Origin of the sequence: Tardiphaga sp. 20_F10_N6_6 (genome assembly GCF_052076045.1) — a bacterium.
Classification (GTDB): domain Bacteria; phylum Pseudomonadota; class Alphaproteobacteria; order Rhizobiales; family Xanthobacteraceae; genus Tardiphaga; species Tardiphaga robiniae.
Map to the genome: position 1 here is coordinate 3,416,356 of NZ_CP197239.1, position 20,730 is coordinate 3,437,085.

The window sequence follows — 20,730 nt, forward strand, 5'->3', positions numbered from 1 at the left end:
CAGAAGTATCACCTCACGCCGCCTCAGGCTCTTCCAACAACCCGCGCCGCCGCAGCAGCGCATCCGGCGCGGGGGCACGGCCGCGGAACGCGATATAGGCTGCTTCGGGATCGACCGAACCGCCCGACGAATAGATGTCGTCATGCAGCCGCTTGGCCACTGCGGGATCGAAGATGTTGCCGGCTTCCTCGAAGGCGCCGAAGGCGTCCGCATCCATCACTTCGGACCACATGTAGCTGTAGTAGCCAGACGCATAGTGATCGCCGGAGAAGATGTGCCCGAATTGCGTCGGCCGGTGTCGCAGCGCGATTTCCTCGGGCATGCCGATCTTCTCCAGCTCCTTCTTCTCGAAGGCCGCGACATCGGCGGAGGCCGAGGCCGGCTGGGTGTGGAATTCGAGATCGATCAGCGCCGAGGATACGAATTCTACCGTGGCAAAGCCCTGGTTGAACTTGCGGGCAGCGATGAACCGCTTCAGCAGATCGTCGGGCAGCGGCTCGCCGGTCTGGTAGTGCTTGGCAAAAGTCTGCAGCACCTGCGGCTGCTCCTGCCAGTGTTCATAGAGTTGCGACGGTAGTTCGACGAAGTCGGTGAACACCGACGTCCCCGACAGCGAGGGATAGGTGACGTTGGACAGCATCCCGTGCAGGCCGTGGCCGAATTCGTGGAACAGCGTGCGCGCATCGTCCGGCGACAGCAGCGATGGCTGGCCGTCGGTGCCCTTGGCGAAATTGCAGATGTTCAGCACCAGCGGCGCCACGTCGCCGTCGAGCTTCTGCTGGTCGCGCAGCGAGGTCATCCAGGCGCCGGAGCGCTTCGACGGGCGGGCGAAGTAGTCGCCATAGAAGATCGCCTTGAGCGCCCCCTTGGCATCCTTGACCTCCCAGACGCGGACGTCGGGATGCCAGACCGGCACGTCCTTGCGCTCGGCGAAGGTGATGCCGAACAAGCGCGTCGCGGTGTCGAATTGCGCCGCGATCATATTGTCGAGGGTCAGATAAGGCTTGATCGCCGCATCATCGAAATTGGCGCGGCGCTGGCGCAGCTTCTCGGCGTAATAGCGCCAATCCCAGGCAGCGAGCTTAAAGTTGCCACCCTCCTCCGCAATCAGCTCCTGCAGCGCATCGCGATCGGCCAGCGCGCGGGCGCGGGCTGGCTTCCAGACGCGCTCCAGCAGACCGCGCACGGCCTCCGGCGTCTTGGCCATGGAATCCTCCAGCCGGTAGGCCGCGAAGGTCGGGAAGCCCAGGATTTTCGCGGTCTCCTCGCGCAGCTTCAGGATTTCGACGATCGTCTCGTTATTGTCATTGGCGTTGCCATTGTTGCCGCGCTGGATGAAGGCCTTGTAGGCCTTCTCGCGCAGGTCGCGCCGCGCCGCGCTTTTCAGGAACGGCTCCATCGAGGACCGCGACGTGGTGATGATCGCCTTGCCAGTCATGCCGCGCTCATCAGCCGAGGCCCTGGCAGAGGCGACGAAGCTCTCGGCGAGCCCATCGAGGTCGCCCTCGCCCAGCTCCATGAACCACTCCTGCTCGTCGCCGAGCAGATGATGGCTGAAACTGGTGCCGAGATGCGCCAGGCGCTCGTTGATCTCGGCCATCCGCGCCTTGGCGGTCTCGTCGAGGCCGGCGCCGGAGCGGTGGAAGCGGGTATAGGTCCGCTCCAGGAGACGCATCTGTTCGGTGGTGAGGCCGAGCTCGGCGCGTTTGTCATGCAGCGCCACGATGCGGCCGAACAACACGGCATTCATCATGATCGGATTCCAGTGCCGCGCCATCCGCGACGACACGTCCTTGTCGATCTCCAGGATCGCCGGATTGGAATGCGCCGACACCAGATCGTAGAACACCGATGCCACACGGCTGAGCAACTTGCCGGAGCGCTCCAGCGCCGTGATCGTATTGGCGAAGTCAGGCGCGGCCGGATCGTTCACGATCGCGGCAATCTCGGCCGAATGGTCGAAAAACGCCTGTTCGAAGGCCGGCATGAAGTGCTCGGGCTTGATCTCGTCGAACGGCGGGGTCTCGAACGGGGTCTGCCAGGCTTTCAGAAGCGGATTTTCGAGACCTTTCGACGCAACCGGCGAGACCGACGTTTCTGACATAAGAAATCCTGCTTTGAAGCCCATAGAATGCGTCGATCTATACCACGCGATGGGGCTTTTTTGGGCCCTTTAGTGCTTGCCGCAGCAGGCTTTTTCGGAGAGATTGCGGCCCGAAACAGGACCTTGAGATTATGACCACCTCCACCGCCCCTCGCCGCATCTACTGGCCCAGCGTCATCACCGTCATCTCGGCGGCGATCCTGATCGGCGCGGAAGTGTTCGGCGCCGCCTTCGCGGGCGGCTGGGCGCTGTCGATCCTGTTCGGCCTCTCCACCACCGGCGAACACATCCTCCAGGTTTGCCTGTTCCTGTGCGGCGTCGCCATCATGGTCGCCTTCCTGCGCACCGCCGCACGGATCGAGCCGTTCACCCGCCGCGGCTGATCGCTCTGCGCCCGCGCAACTCCACTCTCCGGCTTCTCACACTCGACTGTCATCGCCCAGCCAGGCGCGCAATTGCGCGCTTGAATTGGGCGCCCCAGTAACCGGCGCGGTTCGCGATTCGTCGCTGATTACAGCGTTTATGGGATTCTCCGCTTTCGCGGAGAACAACAACCGAGAGCGAGATGACAGCCGCACGAGAGGACGACTACAGAACCATGACGCTGGTGTAGTTCAGCACTCCACACCAGCCTCACACCACTCCAATTCCTTAACCGAACTTAACATCCGTTCATGTTGAGCGCGCTGAGTGCGTCTCGTTTGCAACGCTGCGCGATGGCGTTGAATAAAATGCCCCACAGCCCAAAAAAATTGTTGCGTAGCAGGGTCAAAGAACCTATTTCCGGTCTTGCCCAATTTCGCACGTGCCTGTGGTCGTGTGTCAGTCGGTAGGTATCCGGACAAGAGGCCGGACAGCCGCCAAGGGATGAAGAAGCCGAGGGTCGTTCGCGGAGTTTTGCGAAAGGCCAGCATCTCTCTCCAGAGATGCCGTTGAAGGTGACTTTGTTCTTTGCAACCGTGACTGGCAGCCGGAGGCGAACCGGCGCACCTCGTTCTCAACGGGGGACGCGACTTAAAGCAACGACGGAGCGGGCTTTTTTGGTCTCTGCTGGCTTTCCAACAGCCAGCGCGAATACCGAAGAGGCTTGTCCTTCATTGCCAGGTGTGCGGTAGGGTCACCCCCAACCAATCCACGGCAGCACTTACGGTCTGTACTTTTGGCTTTGTCACGCCTCCATCGCGTGCCTGGGTCCGAAAGCGCTGAACCGTCATCATTTTTTGAACGTGACCCTTTCGCGGGGCCGTTTGGGAGAGTGCTATGACCGAACGTATTCAGGAATTCCTCCGCGCCCGCCGCAACGAGGGCACCGATGTCGAGCCGTGCCTCGTCGTCGACCTCGAAGTCGTGCGCGACAACTTCCAGAGCTTTGCGAAGGCTTTGCCTGATAGCCGCGTGTTCTACGCGGTGAAGGCAAATCCGGCGCCGGAAGTGCTGTCGCTGCTGGCCTCGATGGGCTCGTGCTTCGACTGTGCGTCGGTGCAGGAAATCCAGATGGCGCTCGACGCTGGCGCCACGCCGGACCGCATCTCCTTCGGCAACACCATCAAGAAGGAACGCGATATCGCGCGCGCCCACGCGCTCGGCATCGGCCTGTTCTCGGTCGACTGCGCCGCTGAGGTCGAGAAGATCGCGCGTGCAGCTCCTGGCGCCCGCGTGTTCTGCCGCATTCTCTACGATTGCGCCGGCGCCGAGTGGCCGCTGTCGCGCAAGTTCGGCTGCGATCCGGAAATGGCTGTCGACGTGCTGGACCTCGCCAAGCGTCTTGGCCTGGAGCCCTATGGCATCTCGTTCCATGTCGGCTCGCAGCAGCGCAAGGTGAAGGCATGGGACCGTGCGCTGGCGATGGCCTCGTCGGTGTTCCGTGACTGCGCCGAGCGCGGGATCAACCTGTCCATGGTCAATATGGGCGGTGGCTTCCCGACCAAGTACCTCAAGGAAGTCCCGGCGGTCGTGCAGTACGGCCGTTCGATCTTCCGTGCGCTGCGCAAGCACTTCGGCAACGCGATTCCGGAGACCATCATCGAGCCGGGGCGCGGCATGGTCGGCAATGCCGGTATCATCGAAGCCGAAGTCGTTCTGATCTCGAAGAAGAGCGACGAGGACGACGTGCGCTGGGTGTACCTGGACATTGGCAAGTTCGGCGGTCTCGCCGAGACCATGGACGAGTCGATCCGCTACGCCATCAAGACGCCGCATGACGGCGCCGAGATGACGCCCTGCGTGCTCGCCGGCCCGACCTGCGATTCGGCCGACGTGATGTATGAGAAGCTGCCGTATCCGCTGCCCGTGACTCTCGAGATCGGCGACAAGCTGCTGATCGAAGGCACCGGCGCCTATACGTCGACCTACTCGGCAGTGGCGTTCAACGGCTTCCCGCCGCTGCGCACCTTCCATATCTGAGCGTTGCAAATTTAAGTTCGCTCACTATATCCGGCGTCCACCCCGGATATGACTAATCGGAGAGCCGGCCCGCCGGCTCTCATCCCGTCACCTTCCAATTCTGGATGACAACACTCCGTGTGAAAAACGGAGTGGGGACCGACATGCCATGACCGATCTGCACGAGACCGCCACCAACAACACTGTTGCTTTGCCCATCGCAGCCCCTTCGTACGAGATCCGTGCGGAACGTGGCTCCGACGTCGCCGCCCGTGAATCTCTGCTGGATGTGTGCTTCGGCGCTTCGCGCCATGCCCGCACCTGCCAGCGACTGCGTGACGGACGACTGCCCGCCGAAGGCCTGGCCTTCTCGGCGGTGGTGCAAGGCAGGCTGGTCGGCACGATCAGGCTTTGGCATGTCGACGCCGGGGGCCGAGCTGCGTTGATGCTCGGCCCCCTGGCGGTCGATCCGGGTGCCCGCGACCTTGGCCTTGGCGCCGCGTTGATGAATCACGCGATCGCCGAGGCCTCGGCGCGCGGCCATGGCGCCATCGTGCTGCTCGGCGATGCACCTTATTACGCCCGCTTCGGCTTCATGCCCCGGAAAATGACCGATCTGGCGCTGCCCGGGCCGTTCGAGCGCGATCGCCTGCTCGGCCTTGAACTGAAGCCCGGAGCGCTGGATGGCGCCCGCGGCATCATCTTCGGAAGCGGTAAATGGGTCCGCAAGGCTGCTGAGCCTGCCGATCTGGCCCACGCGGCTTGATTTGACCACCAAGACACGGCATTGCGGAGCTCACCTCCGCAGGAGAGCCCGGTAATGACGCGCAAACTGATTTCCACCGGATCGCCGTTCGAAAAGACCGCTGGCTATAGCCGCGCCGTGGTCGACGGCGATTTCTGCTTCGTGTCCGGAACCACCGGCTACGATTACACCACCATGATCTTGCCGGCAGATATCACGGCACAGACACAGAACTGCTTCAAGACCATTGAAGCCGCGCTGAAGGAGGCCGGCTTTGCCATGGCCGATATCGTGCGTGCGATCTACTACATCACGGACGCCAGCGACGCCGACAAGGTGTTTGCGGTGACCGGTGCCCATCTCGGCGAGATCAGGCCCGCTGCCACGCTCCTCGTGGTCTCCGGGCTCTACAAGCCCGAGATGAAAGTCGAAATCGAAGTCACCGCCAAGCGGCGCAGCTGATCGTCAACCGCGCGTCAGACACACCCGTTTGACGTCGCTGCTAGCAACGGCGCCATCGCCGGTTGACTTTCACTGCAGGATACATAGGTTTCGGCCATCATGACGAACCTGCCCCGCAACCGCTTACTGCTCCGCGCCGGTCACCTTCAAGCAGGAATGTGACCCGGGCGCACGCGCGCGTGCCGTCCGGGCTTGTTCGATTTCAACATCCTCATCATTCTTGGCATGCTCGGGCGCTTTGCGCGCCGGGCGTCATTTGGCTGTGAAACCCATGATCCATTCCCTTCGCACTGAGCTGCCGCCCATCACACTCCGCCGCAGCGACGGTGAGCGTCTCGGCGTACTGGCCGAGGCCGCTGCAGAGAAGCACCCCGTGACCGCCGACTTTCTGGCCGACGAAGTTGAGCGCGCGACGATCGTGCCCGACACTCATCCATTGCCCGGAATCGTCGGCATGGAGTCCGATGTGACGTTCCGCGACGATATCAGCGGACAGGAAAAGCACGTCACACTGGTCTATCCGACCTCCGCCGACGTGGACGCCGGGCGAATTTCGGTATTGACCCCGATCGGAGCCGCGCTTATCGGCCTTTCTGCGGGGCAGTCCATTACATTCGAGACGCCCTCGGGGGAACCACGTTCGCTGACCGTTCTCTCGGTCGGCATACGCCGCTGAGCTGCATTTAATACCGGCATCGAGATTTCATTCCCGAAATTTCATTCTGATGTCACATCGTCACTGTCCTTTCCCAACCGCGCACGACGCAGCGCGTTCATCTTGATCCTGTCTGGAGTTAGAAGCTGATGTCCTCATCCCCCGCCTCGCCGATCTACGCGAAGATCACCGGCCCCATCGTGATCGTCGGCTTCGGCTCGATCGGCAAGGGCATGGTGCCGATGATCGAGCGGCATCTCGACTACGACAAGTCGCGCATCACCGTGCTCGACCCCAAGGATGAGGGCCGCAAGGCGCTGTGCGACAAGCATGGTCTGCGCTTCATCCAGCAGGGGCTGACCAGGGAGAATTATCGCGAACTGCTGACGCCGCTCCTCACTGAGGGCGGCGGCCAGGGTTTTTGCGTCAACCTGTCGGTCGATACCGGCTCGGTCGATATCATGGAGCTCTGCAACGAGCTCGGCGCGCTCTACATCGACACGGTCAACGAGCCTTGGCTCGGCTTCTATTTCGACGCCTCGAAGGGCGCCGAAGCGCGCTCCAACTACGCTTTGCGCGAAACGACGCTGGCCGCCAAGAAGGCCCGCAAGCCCGGCTCGACCACGGCGGTCTCCTGCTGCGGCGCAAATCCCGGCATGGTCTCCTTCTTCGTCAAGCAGGCGCTGCTGAATGTCGCTTCCGACCTGAAGCTCAATGCCCCCCAGCCGAAGACCAAGGCCGAATGGGCGGACCTGATGCGGCAGGCCGGTATCAAGGGCGTCCACATCGCCGAGCGCGACACGCAACGCTCCAAGTCGCCGAAGCCGCCGGAGGTGTTCGTCAACACCTGGTCGGTCGAAGGCTTCCTCTCGGAAGGCGTGCAGCCGTCCGAACTCGGCTGGGGCACCCATGAAAAGTGGATGCCGGAGAATGCACACACCCATGAGGCCGGCTGCGGCGCTGCGATCTACCTGATGCAGCCCGGCGCCAATACGCGCGTGCGCACCTGGTGCCCGACGCGCGGCGCGCAATACGGCTTCCTCGTCACCCACAACGAGTCGATCTCGATCTCCGATTATTTCACGGTGCGTGACGCGTCGGGCACCGCGGTGTTCCGGCCGACCTGCCACTATGCCTATCACCCGGCGGACGATGCGGTGCTGTCGCTGCACGAGATGTTCGGCTCCGGCAAGATGCAGACGAAGCACCACATCCTCGACGAAAACGAAATCGTCGACGGTATCGACGAACTCGGTGTGCTGCTCTACGGCCACGACAACAATGCCTACTGGTTCGGCTCGCAGCTCTCCATCGAGGAGACGCGTGAACTCGCGCCCTATCAGAACGCCACCGGCCTGCAGGTAACCTCGGCCGTGCTCGGCGGCATGGTGTGGGCGCTGGAGCACCCGACCGAAGGCATCGTCGAAGCCGACGAGATCGACTTCGAGCGTCTGCTGGAGATCCAGACACCCTATCTCGGCCCGGTGAAAGGCTACTACACCGACTGGACGCCGCTCGAAGGCCGTCCGGGCCTGTTCCCGGAAGATATCGACACGAGCGACCCGTGGCAGTTCAAAAACGTGCTGGTGCGGTAGCGAACACTCCGCCCTCATCCTGAGGAGCAAATGGCGGCTGCATCTCGCAGCCGCCATTTGCGTCTCGAAGGATGGCCGCGGGCTTCGGCTCCGTGCCCTCATGGTTCGAGACGGCGCTGAAGAAGCGCCTCCTCACCATGAGGGTTGGGCTGCAGAGCAACTTGACAGTGCGAACGACTGCTCCATTCTTGAGATTGGAACTTTCAATTTCTCAGAGAATGGAGCCGATCCATGCTGGACGGTGCGTTTCTCTATATCGTGAGGTGTGCCGACGGTAGTTATTACATCGGCATCACACGCACCTCGCTCGACATCAGAATAGCCCAGCACAACGCCGGTACCTTTCCCGGCTATACGTCTACACGCAGACCTGTCGAACTGTTGTATTCGCAATGGTTTGAGCGCATCACCGACGCGATCGAGAATGAGCGTAAACTCAAGCGCTGGAGCAGGGCGAAGAAGGAAGCGCTAATCCGTGGCGACTTCGCGATATTGAAGCAACTTGCTCGACGCAAGTTACCTCACTTACGGAAACCACCACATGCTCAGCCCTCATCCTGAGGAGGCGCTTCTTCAGCGCCGTCTCGAAGGATGGCCGCACACTTCGACACCTCGGCCTCATGGTTCGAGACGGCGCAAGAACGCCTCCTCACCATGAGGGTCGGGCAGAGGCGCCCGCTTCCTATTTCGCCAGATAATCAAACGCCACTTCGCCCAATCCCAGCGTCAGGTCGCACTTGAAGTGCAATGCCGACACGACCTCCTTCACCGGCAAACGCGCCACATCCGCCAGCGCATGCGGGAACAGTCCGAGTGCCGCAGGCCCGGTCCAGGCTTCCTTGAGATTGATCTCTTCCAGGTGATAGCGCACCAGCTCGCAGATGCGCGGCGTGCCATCGACCTGCGGGATGATCTTCAGAATAAAGTTCGGCACCGTCAGCGCATGCATCACCGTGTCATGATCCACCGGCCGGTGCTTGTAGCCCATAGTGCCTGAAGCGCAGAGCACGGAGCCGTAATGCAGCGTGCCGACCAGCACGTCGCTCTCCACCACGATCTTCGGGGTCGCGCGCTTCTTCGGGAAGCCCCAGAGCTCGCGGCCACCGGCAATCGGCGCATCGTCGTCGAGATACATCGAATGGATATAGACGCCCTCGACGCCGTTGAGGCGGACCGGAATCGCCTGCCCGGTCTCGGTATAGTCGCCGAAGCCGGTGGAATCGGGCATGCGGATGAATTCGTATTTGACGATGTTGTCGACGATCTCCAGCGGCTCCGGCACCACAGCCTGCAGCGCGTCCATGTCGGTGCGATAGCTGATGATGAAATATTCGCGGTCGTAGAATTTGTAGGGCCCGCGCGGGAATGACGGATTGGTCAGCGGCATCGAATAGGCGTTACGCCTGATATCTTCGATCTTCATGGTGCCCCCTATGAAACTGTTGGCAGGGAGTATGAAGGCGGTCGATGAAACTGGCGAGACTATTGTGCGGGCAGCGTCAACAAACACCGTCCTCATCCTGAGGAGCGCGCTCTTCGCGCGCGTCTCGAAGGATGGCGGCACACTGGGAGAACCCGGCCTCATGGTTCGAGACGGCGCAAACGCGCCTCCTCACCATGAGGGACTTTGACAGCGACCTCGAAAGCTCCGCTATTTCGTGGTGATCGGCGGCGCGGTCTTCTCAGCCGGCGCTGGTGGCAGCGCCGGCTTGGCGCCGGCATCGCGTGCTTCTGCATCCGGACGCGCCGGCTGCGGCGGCGTTTCCTGCGGGCGCTGGCCAGTGGTCGCGGGTTCTGCGGGGGCCGACGGCTTGTTTTCGGCACCCGGCGTTGACTGCAGTGGCGGCGTCGCCTGGGCAAATCGAGCGGATGGTGGCGTCAGCGTGAGCCGTGCCATTGCCGACGTCGATGCGCCCAATCCTGCAGCCGTCGCCAAGATCGCGATCGCCAAATTAGTCCGGAACACGCGCGTCTGGGTCGTCGAGATCATGGCATCCACCGCAGTTAATGTGCGGTGACAACGGGAGCCGGCCGCCAAAGTTCCCGAGCCGGAAAGTCGCAGATCGCCGATGGCGCCCTGGACTGGACTTCTTTTGGACGACTAGTCCTTGGTGCTGACGTCCCATGTGGCGTTGCGCACGCCGGCATACGCCTCGAGCCGGGCGGCCACGGCATCCAGCTCCTTGGGATCGACGGCCGTCGAGACCAGCGTGGCGACGATCTCCTGCTGGGTGTCGCTCTGCTCGATCACATCGACATCGCCGACCGGATATTTTGCGGCTTCCAGCGCCTCCTGCAGGCGCTCGCGCATCTCCGGTACCACCTCGGGCGAGACCGTGAGCCGCACGTAATAGGTCACTTCCGACGACTTCGCGTCCAGCGGCGCCCGGTTGATCGCATTGACCAGCGGCCGCAGCAACGTATTGCCGGCCAGCACGAAAAATGTAAGCGCGATAGCCTGTGCGATCATGTCCGCGCCGGCGCAGGAGCCCACCGCGGCCGAACTCCATAGCGTCGCCGCCGTATTGAGGCCGCGCACATTGGTGCCTTCCTTCATGATGACGCCCGCGCCGAGAAAGCCGATGCCGGAGACGACATAGGCGATCACGCGCACCGCGCCATCGGCACCGTGCAGCTGCATTGCCAGATCGACGAAAGCGGCCGCCCCGAGCGCCACCAGCACATTGGTGCGCAGGCCCGCGGTGCGCTGGCGATATTGTCGCTCAGCACCGATCAGCGTGCCCAGCACAAAGGCCGTGGCCAGGCTGAGCAGCGTGTCGAGGAAGTCGTAGGTCTGGAATGTTGCCAAAAATCGCATGATGTCTGCATGCGTACAGGAAGTGACGGGCGGATGACAATGCCGCCTCGCACCGACCGTCGTGACTCTCTCTCCCCACAGGGGAGGTGAAAGAACTACAGCTCCAGCAATCCCGCGTCGCCGTCCTGATCGGCGAAGGCCAGCAGCGTACCCTTGGCATTCCAGGCCAGCGCGCTGACGGGCTGCCCCTTGTTGGCGCGTACCAGAATTTCCGCGCCGTCGGTCATGCGGACCATCAGGATGGTGCCGTCACTGTAACCGGCGGCCAGGATGTCCTGCTTGGGATGACAGGCCACCATGGTGACCTTGGCCTTGAGCGGCGCCAGCATCGCCGGCTCCTTGCCCATCGGGCCGTCCTTGCTGGCAAACGGCCAGATGATGACCGTATCGGCGCCCGAGGTCGCGAGACCCTTGCCGCCGGCGCTCCAGGAAATCGAGCGCACGCGTGCGGGATAGCCGGTCATGCGCATGTGCTTGCCGTCCACGAGACGCCAGCCATGCAGCGCCGGCTCATGCATCGCGGTGACCAGAAACTTGTTGTCCGGGCTGAAGGTCACGCCGAGATGCGAACCGGCCCATTCCAGCACTTCGGCATTGCCGGCCATGTTGGGAAACCACAGCGTCACGCCGTTGTAGTGGGCTATCGCGAGCCGCAGCCCTTTGGGCGCGAATGCAAGGCCGCCGACGGTCGATGGCACCTCGAAGAATTTCACTTCGCCCTTCGGCGCCTGCACGAAGGCCGTCTTGCCCGCCGACCACGCAACAGCGCCGTCGGGATGCAAAGCTACACTGTCGATCCAGCGCCTCTTGGCGTCGGTCGCAAAGGTCGAGACTGTGCCGTCGCGGTCGAGCACGACGACCTTGCCGTCGTCGCAGCCCATCACGATGCGCTTGCCGTCGGAGGTCGAGCACAGGATGCCACCGAACGCGACCTCGACCGGCGACATCGCGCCTGCCGGATCGACCAGCGTGACTTTCTCTTCGGCGCCGACAAAGGCTGCCTTGTCGCCGAGAAAATGCACTGATGTGACCGACGCACCGATGGCCACCGGCAACACACGGTCGGTGACCGAAACGATGGATTCCTGCTCCTGCAGCGGATTGAAATCGGACATCATCAGGCGGGGATGCAGCGTTCGAAGCCGTCGCGGATCAGCTGCTCGGGCAGATCGCGACCGATAAAGACAAGACGGCTTTCGCGCTTCTCGCCGTCCTTCCACGGCCGCTGATGATCGCCTTCGAGCATCATGTGCACGCCCTGGAAGACATAGCGCTCGTCATCGCCGGAGAACGACAGGATGCCCTTGGAGCGCAAAATCTTGCCGCCCTCCTTGGCCATCAGGTCCTGCAGCCAGGGCATGAAGGTCGACGCATCGAGCGCCTTGTCGGTGCGCAGCGACATCGAGTGCATGTCCTCGTCGTGATAGTGCTTCAAACCACCGTGGCCATGATCATGATGGTGATGATGGCCGTGATCGTGGTCATGATGATCGTGACCGTCGTCCGCATTGAGGAATTCCGGTTCGATCTCCAGAATGCGATCGAGATCGAAGGCGCCACGCTCCAGCACATCGGACAGCTTCACCTGCGCGCGTTCGGTCTTGTGCAGCTTGGCGTAGGGGTTGATGGCGCGAATGCGCGCCTCGACTTCGGCGAGCTCAGGCTTCGACACGAGATCGATCTTGTTGAGCACGATGACATCGGCGAAAGCGATCTGGTTCTTGGCTTCCGGCGCGTCCTTGAGGCGATCGCTCAGCCACTTGGCATCGGCCACGGTCACGACGGCATCGAGCCGCGCATGGGCCTGCACGTCCTCGTCGACGAAGAAGGTCTGCGCGACCGGGGCCGGATCCGCGAGACCCGTGGTCTCGACGATGATGGCGTCGAATTTGCCCTTGCGCTTCATCAGGCCGTCGAGAATACGCACGAGGTCGCCGCGGACAGTGCAGCAGACGCAGCCGTTGTTCATCTCGAAAACTTCTTCATCCGCGCCGATGATGAGATCGTTGTCGATACCGATCTCGCCGAACTCGTTGACGATCACAGCGTATTTCTTGCCGTGGTTTTCCGACAGGATGCGGTTCAACAGCGTGGTCTTGCCGGCGCCGAGATAGCCGGTCAGCACGGTCACGGGAATTTTGTTGGCAGTCGCTTCAGACATGATCTCTCCGGCGGGGTCTTGTGCAGCGCCGGCAGCAGGGGTGCCCCTGCGCTAACTGGTCAGCGCGCTCGTCAGCGCCTTTATATTGTGCCTGACCATATCAATGTAAGTGGGTGCATCGCCGTTTTCGGCCGTCAGACTGTCCGAATACAGCGTTCCGCCGATTTTTGCCCCGGTCTCGGCGGCGATCCGGCGCATCAGCCGGGGATCGGCGATGTTTTCCAGAAAAACCGCCGGAATTTTCGAGATCTTGAGCTGGGTGATGATGACCGCGATATCCTTGGCGCTGGGCTCCGAATCCGTCGAAACGCCCTGCGGCGCAATAAATTCGATGCCATAGGCCGCCGCGAAATAGCCGAAGGCGTCATGGGTCGAGATCACCTTGCGGTGTACCGTGGGAATGGTAGCGATGGCTGCCTTCACATCACTGTCGAGGGCCGTCAGCTTCGCGAGATAGGCCTCGGCGTTCGCCTTGTAGGTGTCGGCACCGGCAGGATCGGCCTTGGCCAGCGCATCGCGAATGTTTGCGACATAGATCCTGGCATTGGCCACCGATTGCCAGGCGTGCGGATCCTCGTGCGAGTCGAGCTTGCGCGGTGCGATGCCCTGTGTCGCGGTGACGATGACAGCCTTGCCGCCGGATGATTTCACCAGCCGCGGCAACCAGCCCTCGAAGCCGAGGCCGTTGACCACCACGAGCTTCGCATCGGCGATCTTTTTCGCGTCACGCGGCGTCGGTGTGTAGACATGCGCATCGCCATTCGGGCCGACCAGGGTCGTGACAGCGACTCGCTCGCCACCGACATTGCGCACGAAGTCACCCAGGATGGAGAAACTCGCGACGACATCGATCTTGTCCTGCGCACGCGCCGGGACGATCGCAGCGACGAGCGACATGATAGCAGAAAGCACGAATATGCTGGATTTCCGCATGACTGACACACCTACGCCTCAAGATGCCGGCCGGGGAATAACTGCCTCACCAAGCCACTGACATTGCCGAACAAAACCGAAAATACGTAGAGCACCGCGGCGACCAGAATGATCGCGGGACCGGACGGCACCTTGGTCTGGAACGACAGCACCAGACCGAAGTAACCGGAGACCATCGCGCTCGCGACGGAGATCATCATCATCCCCGTGATATCGCGCGACCAGAACCGCGCGATGCCCGCCGGCAGGATCATCAGCCCCACCGCGAGCAGCGTACCGAGCGCGTGAAAGCCGTTGACGAGATTAACGACGACCAGCGCGAGAAACGCCAGATGCGCGGGTGCACCGGCGCGCGAGACAGTGCGCAGAAACACCGGATCGACGCATTCGATCACCAGTGGCCGATAGATCACCGCCATCACAACCAACGTGATCGTCGCGTTGAACGCGATCACCAGCAGCGTCTGATCGTCGAGTGCGAGAATATTGCCAAACAGCACATGCAGCAGATCGATATTGGTGCCGCGCATCGAAACGATGGTGACGCCGACTGCGAGTGATACGAGATAGAACGCGGCAAGCGATGCGTCTTCCTTGATAACGGTCACGCGCGACACCAGCCCTGCCAGCAAAGCGACGGAAAAGCCTGCAATCAGGCCGCCAAACGTCATCGCAAACAGATTTAGCCCCGAGAACAGGAAGCCGATCGCCGCCCCCGGCAGAATCGCATGCGCCATGGCATCGCCCACAAGGCTCATCCGCCGCAGCATCAGGAACACGCCGATCGGCGCGCCGCCGAGCGCGAGCGCAACCACGCCGGCCAGCGCGCGGCGCATGAATTCGAATTCGAGGAAAGGCGCGATCAGCGCATCGTAGAGCATGTCGATCAGGCCGCCCACGAGTGTGCGGCGTCGACAACACAGGTGCCGGCGCCATCGTCGAAGGCTTCGCACATGCGCCGCGCCTCCAGCAGGTTATCCGCCGTCAGCACCTGCTGGGTCGATCCCCAGGCCACGGAGCCGCGCGCCAGCAGCAGCGTCTCCGGGAAATGCGCGCGCACCATCTCCATATCGTGCAGCGCCGCCAGCACCGTGCGCTTCTCGGCATGCCAGTGACGCACCAGCGCAATCAGGTCCGCCGACGTCTTGGTATCGATCGCATTGAACGGCTCGTCGAGCACGATAACGCGTGCGTCCTGCAACAACACCCGCGCAAACAGCATCCGCTGCATCTGGCCGCCCGACAGCGTGCCGATATTGCGATTCTCGAAACCATTGAGGCCGACAGAGGCGAGCGCCTGTCCTATTTGCGCACGCGCGGTCTTGCCAAGGCCGCCGAATATCCCGGTCGTGCGCCAAAGCCCTGTGCCGACGAAGTCGAACACCGAAATAGGGAATGTGCGGTCGATATCGACGCTCTGCGGCAGGTAAGCGATGTCGCGCGCCTTCAGGCCGCCAAGTGTGATCGCGCCCGTCAGCGGCTTCAGGATGCCGACGATGCCGCGAAACAGCGTGGATTTGCCGGCGCCGTTCGGCCCGACCACCGCGAGCAAACTGCCAGCGGCGATCTCGCCATTGAGGTGATGCACCGCCGGATGCCGGTCATAGCCCAGTGTGACGTTCTGGAAAGCGAGCTGTGCCGTCATGATGGCCTCATCGCCAGCAGAACCACCGCCCAGAGCGCTGCGGAGACCGCCAGCGCAGCCCCCAGCCGTGCGGGCAACGTCATGCGCAGGATCGACCAGGGCGCGGGCTGGGCCGGATGCGGGCTTGCCGGGCCATGGCTGTGGGCATGACCGTGGCCGTGCGCGTGACCATGGGAGTGGTCATGACCGTGGGAATGGGAATGCGCCATGAAATAGGGCCTGAGCCAGTGGAAACCCGGCGCCAAAACGCCTCACTGTCATTTATGTTATATTATAACATACCGCAAGCCCGGAGCGGATCAGGCGAAATGGCGGACCAGCGCCAGGCCGGCAAAGAGCCCGGCAATCGACAGCACCACTGAGCCCAGCACATAGGCCAGGGCAAGGCCCAATTCGCCGCGCTCATAGAGCACTGCCGTATCCAGTGAAAAGGCCGAAAAGGTCGTGTAGCCGCCGAGGATGCCGGTCATCAGGAACAGGCGCCAGGGCTGCGAGGCCTCACCCTTGTAAGCGAGATAGCCGGCGATCAGGCCCATCACCGTGGAGCCAGTGATGTTGATGATGAAGGTGCCCCACGGGAACGCCGCTCCCATGCAGCGAGCGCAGGTCATGTTGATGACATGGCGCAAGGTGGCGCCAAGGCCGCCGCCGACAAAAACCAAAACATAATTCATCTAATACCCGCTGCGCTTAGTGGCTCACGTCATTCCGTTTTGCCGCAGCGTGCCTGCGGCGGCAAGTCGCAGCAGGTCAACCAAGACACGAAAACGTCACGACAACGAAAAAAGGCGGCAGCTTGCGCCACCGCCCTTCCCGCGCGTCATTAAACGCAGATCGAAAGCGATCAGACCGCCTTGCCGAACTGCTCGTCGACATATTCCCAGTTCACGAGATGATCGACGAACGCCTTGAGATAGTCGGGACGACGGTTGCGATAGTCGATGTAGTAGGAGTGCTCCCAGACGTCGACGCCGAGGATCGGGGTCGCGCCATGGACCAACGGGCTTTCGCCGTTCGCGGTCTTGGAGATTTCCAGCTTGCCGTTCTTGACCGAGAGCCAGGCCCAGCCGGAGCCGAACTGGCCAACGCCTGCAGCGGCGAAGTCGGTCTTGAACTTCTCGAGACCGCCGAGATCCTCGGTGATCTTCTTCTCCAGACGGCCGGGTAGCTTGTCGCCACCGCCGTTCGGCTTCATCCAGTTCCAGAAGTGGAGATGGTTGTAGTGCTGGCCGGCATTGTTGAAGAGCGCGGCATTCTTGCCGAACGAGCCCTTCACGATTTCTTCAAGCGATTTGCCTTCGAATTCGGTGCCCTTCAGCAGGTTATTGCCGTTGGTCACGTAAGCCTGATGGTGCTTATCGTGATGGAATTCCAGCGTTTCCTTCGACATATGCGGCGCGAGCGCGTCATAGGCGTAAGGCAGATTGGGAAGCGTGAAGGTCATGGGTCAAGATCCGCAATAATGGGAGAGTTGGCTTAACGGGAACCCTTATAGAAGGTTCCGCCCGGCTCCGACACTCCCATCTTTGCGATCCCCGATCGCTTCGCGATCAGGCCGCGCTCGGCATTGCGGCGGAGACGGCATCGCGCCGCACTGGCGGCTTCACATTCATCAGCATCTGGAAGCATCCGGCGATCATCCCGATCACGACGGCGAATTGCCAGGCACGATCGTAATTGCCGAGATGAGAGAAGATCATGCCGCCGCCCCAGGCGCCCAGGAAAGATCCTGCCTGATGGCTGAGGAAGGCGATGCCCGTGAGTGTCGCCATGAAGCGCAACCCGAACAGCTGCGCGACGAGGCCGTTCACCAGCGGGACCACGCCGAGCCAGAGCGACCCCAGCACGGCTGCGAAGACCATGGTCGTGGTCGGCGTCGCCGGAAAATAGAAATAAGTGGCGAGCGCCAACGAGCGAACGATGTAAATTCCGCCGAGCAAAATCTGCTTCGGATAACGGCCGCCAAGCCAGCCAAAGGCATAGGAGCCAAACACATTGAACAGACCGACTATTGCCAGCGCGGTGGCGCCAAGCGACGCGTCGAGGCCGCAGATCGCCAGATAATTCGGCAGATGCGTGGTGATGAATACTAGCTGCAGGCCGCAGACAAAGAACGACAACGCCAGCACGATATAACCGGAATGACCGAGTGCGGACTGCACCACTTCTCCCAAAGATTGCTGCAGCTCATCCGCCGGTGCGCGTTCGATCTTGTCAGACTGGCCAGCAAACAGCGCAGCGGGGAGCATCACCGCAGCGAGGCCGAGAAAGCCGATCAGCGCCACTTGCCAGCCCGCCGTCGAGATCAGCGTCTGCGCCAGCGGCGACGCGATGACGAGACCGAGCGAACCTGCAGCCGACACCGCGCCCATGGTGACGCTGCGCTTGGCGGCGGAGACGCTGCGCGAAGCTACCGTCATGGTCATGCTCGATGCCGTGCAGGACAGCGCGAGGCCGACGCAAAGGCCGGCGCCAAGCGTGAACACCAACGGCGTGGTCGCGACCATCATCAGGACGAGACCGGCGGCATAAATCAAAACGCCGGTGATCATGACGTGACGGGTGCCGAAACGATCGGCGATAGCACCGATGAAGGGCTGCGAGATGCCCCAGATCACGTTCTGCAAAGCGGTGGCCAGGGAGAAATCAGCCGTGGTGATGGCGGTGTCGCGCAGAATCGAGGGTTGAAACAGGCCGAAGCTCTGGCGCATGCCCATGGCCAGGCTGAGCAGCGTCGCCGCGCCGGCCAAAATCGCCCAGCGCTGGTATTTGGAGAGCTCCGCCTCAGTCATTCCAACGTTTCCTTGATACCTAGAATATTATTCTCAGATAAGCACTGGATTCGACAGGTTTACTACCCTCGGACCGACCTATAAGGGCTGCACAAAGCGCAGAGGTGGCGACCGAAATGAGCATCGAAATCGAGATTGTGACCGGCGATGCCTCATGGCCGAGTGTCAAACCGCTGTTCGACCTGGTTTGGCCGCGCGAGGCGGTCGAGAAACTGCCCTGGGGACACGTGGTCTTCGCCTATCCCGAATTGCGGGTCATCGTGGAGGACGACGGACAGCCGGTCTGCCATGTCGGCCTGTATCGGCGCGAAGGCATATGGAAGGATCGCAAGACGCGGATTGGCGGCATCGGCGGCGTTGTGACGCATCCCGACTATCGTCGTCGCGGTCTGGCCAGTCTGGCGCTCACCGCCGCACTCCATACGCTGAAAGACGAACGCGCCACCGATTTTGCGCTGCTGTTCTGCGAACCGCACAATCTGGATTTCTACACCCGCCGCAACTGGAAGCCGTTCATCGGCGAGGTCTATGCCGAACAGCACGGCGAGCGGGTACGCTTCGATGTCATGACCCCGCTGGTGTCCTACCTGAAGCGAGCGCCGCATGAAGGCGAGATGGACCTGTGCGGGCTGCCGTGGTGACCGCCACCGGTTGACCTGAGCAAGCTGCGTCAAATCGAATCGATCATGATCATTTGAGACGCTGAGTAGTCTCAAACGCATCGCCGCGGCATTGCACAAATCCCATTTCTTGTTATGCAGACCGCCTGATCCGAGGAGACACGCATGGCCGCCAGATTCACTGTTATGATCGCATTGCTGGGTGCAGTGTTCGCAGGCTCCGCTGCGCAAGCCCAATCGGGCGGCGAAGCAACGGGTGTCTGGCAGACCCAGGCCGGCGATGCGCAGGTGCGGGTCAGCAAATGCGGCACCATCCTGTGCGGCACCGTCGTCTCGCTGCGCGACAAGATCGATCCGCAGACCGGCAAGCCGCCGATCGACGACAAGAATCCCGATCCCTCGCTAGCCAAGCGCTCGATGATCGGCATTCACTTGTTCTACGATATGCGCCCAACCGGAGCGAACACGTGGTCGGGCCGGATCTACAATGCCGATGACGGGAAGATCTATACCAGCAACGTGGCGCTGGTCGGCCCTAACACGCTGAAGGTCGAAGGCTGCGTCGGCGCATTCTGCGGCGGCGAAAACTGGACCCGCGTCGGCCGCTGATCAGGCGATCTCTTTCAAACTGACATAGCCTTCAATGCGGTGGCCGCCGAGGCATAGCCACCGCGCGCGCCGTCAATGAAATGTACGTGATCGCTGCGGATGGCTGACGGTGTGAAACACGTCATCATCGCAGCATCCTGGCGGTGCAGACCATAGCGCACCGTTCCTTCCGAGCCCGCCGCAACAAGACGCTGCTCCAGCGCGCGTTCGAGATCGGGCGTGCAATCCAGAATCATGCGCAGGCTGTCGTCATATTTGCGGAAATCCGAGTTCTCGACCAACTGCTGCACATAGGTCTTCGGCACGAAGCCGCCGACGCTAATGCCAAAACGCATCAACACAAAAACGAACAGCGTTCGCGTCGTCACCCAGATACGAAAGCGCGACAGCGATTTCGCGCCGCGGCCAGCTCGGATTTCGTAGCCGAGACCCGCAGGCGGCCACCTCAGCGCTGGGCCGCCGGCAGGCACGGGACGGCCCGCATTAGGACTGCGTTCGACCAGTGCGATGATGTCTTCGATAACGCGACGAAATGCGGATGGGTCGGCTCCCGCTGCAGCCGTCACCAACACCGACAGAATCAAACCATGTGCCGATGGAATTTCCTCGAAGCGACATGAGAGCCCGGAGAGATCGGGATAGGTTCCGACAGGTGCCGGCGTCACCGCGAATTCGCCGCGCTTCATCGCGGCCTCTGCCCAGCCCAATCCGCCACCGGAAAACATCGCATAGGACACATTCTTCGATGGACCAAAGCGCGCCACGCGCACATCCAGCCCCTGCGCGCGGATGTCTTTGATCGGCACCAGGGCCACGCGCATCGCGAGATCGAGATCGTGCTTCACCCAGGTGGCCGTTGCCGCCAATGCCCCGCGGGCGCGATCGAGATCGTCCGGCGAGACTGCGAAGCTCGCGCCATCGCCGCCGAACACGAAGGGGAATTCGCGGCCGTCCAACGCGTTGGTCACGGCAGCAATGACGGCAGCGCCGGCCATGTTGACGGCCTTGTAGCGCTGTTCGGCGATGGCCTTGGTGGATTCGACGATATCGGCGACGCCGATGATCCAGTCATCCGGCAGCGGCATGTACAAAGCCGGGTCCATCACCCGGTCGAAACCGTAAAATATTGAAATGCCGTCGTAAAACGCGCTGACGCCGGTCGTCATGGTGCGAAATGATCCTGCGACAACGTTGCGTCAACCCAATGAC

The 20,730-nt window shown here is 62.0% G+C and carries 23 protein-coding genes; 9 read left to right on the plus strand and 14 right to left on the minus strand.

Features of this window, described 5'->3' with window-relative positions; all coding sequences use genetic code 11:
- Positions 1 to 13: 13 nt before the first annotated feature.
- Positions 14 to 2,104, minus strand: a complete 2,091-nt coding sequence (locus AB7813_RS16475) for a M3 family metallopeptidase (RefSeq protein ID WP_184512073.1) — start codon at positions 2,102 to 2,104, stop codon at positions 14 to 16.
- Between the two features lie 131 nt (positions 2,105 to 2,235).
- On the opposite strand from AB7813_RS16475, the gene AB7813_RS16480 reads away from it, so the two are divergent.
- The 7 genes from AB7813_RS16480 (at position 2,236) to AB7813_RS16510 (ending at position 8,504) form a co-directional block, all read left to right on the plus strand.
- The gene (locus AB7813_RS16480) at positions 2,236 to 2,487 is read left to right on the plus strand and encodes a hypothetical protein (RefSeq protein ID WP_068728984.1); all 252 of its coding nucleotides are present in this window, start codon (positions 2,236 to 2,238) and stop codon (positions 2,485 to 2,487) included.
- A gap of 877 nt (positions 2,488 to 3,364) precedes the next feature.
- The gene (locus AB7813_RS16485; RefSeq protein ID WP_068728986.1) at positions 3,365 to 4,507 is read left to right on the plus strand and encodes a type III PLP-dependent enzyme; all 1,143 of its coding nucleotides are present in this window, start codon (positions 3,365 to 3,367) and stop codon (positions 4,505 to 4,507) included.
- A gap of 148 nt (positions 4,508 to 4,655) precedes the next feature.
- Positions 4,656 to 5,252 (plus strand): GNAT family N-acetyltransferase, encoded by a 597-nt coding sequence (locus tag AB7813_RS16490; RefSeq protein WP_439065086.1) that lies wholly within the window; start codon positions 4,656 to 4,658, stop codon positions 5,250 to 5,252.
- A 54-nt stretch (positions 5,253 to 5,306) separates the two neighbouring features.
- A complete protein-coding gene (locus AB7813_RS16495) occupies positions 5,307 to 5,693 on the plus strand; it encodes a RidA family protein (protein ID WP_175367756.1) in 387 nt (128 codons plus the stop codon).
- 271 nt (positions 5,694 to 5,964) lie between these two features.
- Positions 5,965 to 6,369 (plus strand): nucleoside diphosphate kinase regulator, encoded by a 405-nt coding sequence (gene rnk / locus AB7813_RS16500; protein WP_439083986.1) that lies wholly within the window; start codon positions 5,965 to 5,967, stop codon positions 6,367 to 6,369.
- 128 nt (positions 6,370 to 6,497) lie between these two features.
- Positions 6,498 to 7,943 (plus strand): homospermidine synthase, encoded by a 1,446-nt coding sequence (locus tag AB7813_RS16505; RefSeq protein WP_175367755.1) that lies wholly within the window; start codon positions 6,498 to 6,500, stop codon positions 7,941 to 7,943.
- A gap of 231 nt (positions 7,944 to 8,174) precedes the next feature.
- Complete coding sequence (locus tag AB7813_RS16510) at positions 8,175 to 8,504, plus strand: GIY-YIG nuclease family protein (protein WP_068728996.1); 330 nt, start codon at positions 8,175 to 8,177, stop codon at positions 8,502 to 8,504.
- A 121-nt stretch (positions 8,505 to 8,625) separates the two neighbouring features.
- On the opposite strand, the gene AB7813_RS16515 is transcribed toward AB7813_RS16510, so the two are convergent.
- The 12 genes from AB7813_RS16515 to AB7813_RS16570 form a co-directional block, all read right to left on the minus strand.
- The gene (locus AB7813_RS16515) at positions 8,626 to 9,366 is read right to left on the minus strand and encodes an acetoacetate decarboxylase (protein WP_439065087.1); all 741 of its coding nucleotides are present in this window, start codon (positions 9,364 to 9,366) and stop codon (positions 8,626 to 8,628) included.
- Positions 9,367 to 9,594: 228 nt separating this feature from the next.
- Positions 9,595 to 9,933, minus strand: a complete 339-nt coding sequence (locus AB7813_RS16520) for a hypothetical protein (RefSeq protein WP_439065088.1) — start codon at positions 9,931 to 9,933, stop codon at positions 9,595 to 9,597.
- Between the two features lie 111 nt (positions 9,934 to 10,044).
- Entirely contained in the window at positions 10,045 to 10,761 is a 717-nt protein-coding gene (locus AB7813_RS16525; protein WP_089265780.1) for an MgtC/SapB family protein, read from the minus strand.
- Between the two features lie 95 nt (positions 10,762 to 10,856).
- Complete coding sequence (locus AB7813_RS16530; RefSeq protein WP_420878672.1) at positions 10,857 to 11,879, minus strand: WD40 repeat domain-containing protein; 1,023 nt, start codon at positions 11,877 to 11,879, stop codon at positions 10,857 to 10,859.
- Positions 11,879 to 12,922 carry a CobW family GTP-binding protein gene (locus AB7813_RS16535; protein WP_184512079.1) on the minus strand — a complete coding sequence of 348 codons (1,044 nt, stop codon included), beginning with the start codon at positions 12,920 to 12,922 and terminating at the stop codon, positions 11,879 to 11,881. Before AB7813_RS16535 ends, AB7813_RS16530 begins: the two co-directional genes overlap by 1 nt.
- A 51-nt stretch (positions 12,923 to 12,973) precedes the next feature.
- Complete coding sequence (locus AB7813_RS16540) at positions 12,974 to 13,819, minus strand: metal ABC transporter substrate-binding protein (RefSeq protein ID WP_439065910.1); 846 nt, start codon at positions 13,817 to 13,819, stop codon at positions 12,974 to 12,976.
- Between the two features lie 47 nt (positions 13,820 to 13,866).
- Positions 13,867 to 14,736, minus strand: coding sequence for a metal ABC transporter permease (locus AB7813_RS16545; protein ID WP_089265777.1), 870 nt, complete (start codon positions 14,734 to 14,736; stop codon positions 13,867 to 13,869).
- A gap of 5 nt (positions 14,737 to 14,741) precedes the next feature.
- A complete protein-coding gene (locus tag AB7813_RS16550) occupies positions 14,742 to 15,500 on the minus strand; it encodes a metal ABC transporter ATP-binding protein (RefSeq protein WP_439068635.1) in 759 nt (252 codons plus the stop codon).
- The gene (locus AB7813_RS16555) at positions 15,497 to 15,709 is read right to left on the minus strand and encodes a hypothetical protein (protein ID WP_439065090.1); all 213 of its coding nucleotides are present in this window, start codon (positions 15,707 to 15,709) and stop codon (positions 15,497 to 15,499) included. Before AB7813_RS16555 ends, AB7813_RS16550 begins: the two co-directional genes overlap by 4 nt.
- Positions 15,710 to 15,799: 90 nt before the next feature.
- Entirely contained in the window at positions 15,800 to 16,174 is a 375-nt protein-coding gene (crcB, locus tag AB7813_RS16560; protein ID WP_089265774.1) for a fluoride efflux transporter CrcB, read from the minus strand.
- A 170-nt stretch (positions 16,175 to 16,344) separates the two neighbouring features.
- Positions 16,345 to 16,944 (minus strand): superoxide dismutase, encoded by a 600-nt coding sequence (locus tag AB7813_RS16565; protein WP_093757222.1) that lies wholly within the window; start codon positions 16,942 to 16,944, stop codon positions 16,345 to 16,347.
- Between the two features lie 106 nt (positions 16,945 to 17,050).
- On the minus strand, positions 17,051 to 18,292 hold the full coding sequence (locus AB7813_RS16570; RefSeq protein ID WP_093757223.1) for an MFS transporter: 1,242 nt from the start codon (positions 18,290 to 18,292) through the stop codon (positions 17,051 to 17,053).
- Between the two features lie 116 nt (positions 18,293 to 18,408).
- On the opposite strand from AB7813_RS16570, the gene AB7813_RS16575 reads away from it, so the two are divergent.
- Together AB7813_RS16575 and AB7813_RS16580 are read left to right on the plus strand one after the other, a co-directional pair.
- Positions 18,409 to 18,933 carry a GNAT family N-acetyltransferase gene (locus tag AB7813_RS16575; protein ID WP_093757224.1) on the plus strand — a complete coding sequence of 175 codons (525 nt, stop codon included), beginning with the start codon at positions 18,409 to 18,411 and terminating at the stop codon, positions 18,931 to 18,933.
- A 144-nt stretch (positions 18,934 to 19,077) separates the two neighbouring features.
- Complete coding sequence (locus tag AB7813_RS16580) at positions 19,078 to 19,521, plus strand: DUF2147 domain-containing protein (RefSeq protein WP_231079111.1); 444 nt, start codon at positions 19,078 to 19,080, stop codon at positions 19,519 to 19,521.
- 14 nt (positions 19,522 to 19,535) lie between these two features.
- Here AB7813_RS16580 and AB7813_RS16585 read toward each other — a convergent pair whose 3' ends face one another.
- Positions 19,536 to 20,687 carry a DUF3095 domain-containing protein gene (locus AB7813_RS16585; RefSeq protein ID WP_439065091.1) on the minus strand — a complete coding sequence of 384 codons (1,152 nt, stop codon included), beginning with the start codon at positions 20,685 to 20,687 and terminating at the stop codon, positions 19,536 to 19,538.
- Between the last annotated feature and the right edge of the window lie 43 nt (positions 20,688 to 20,730).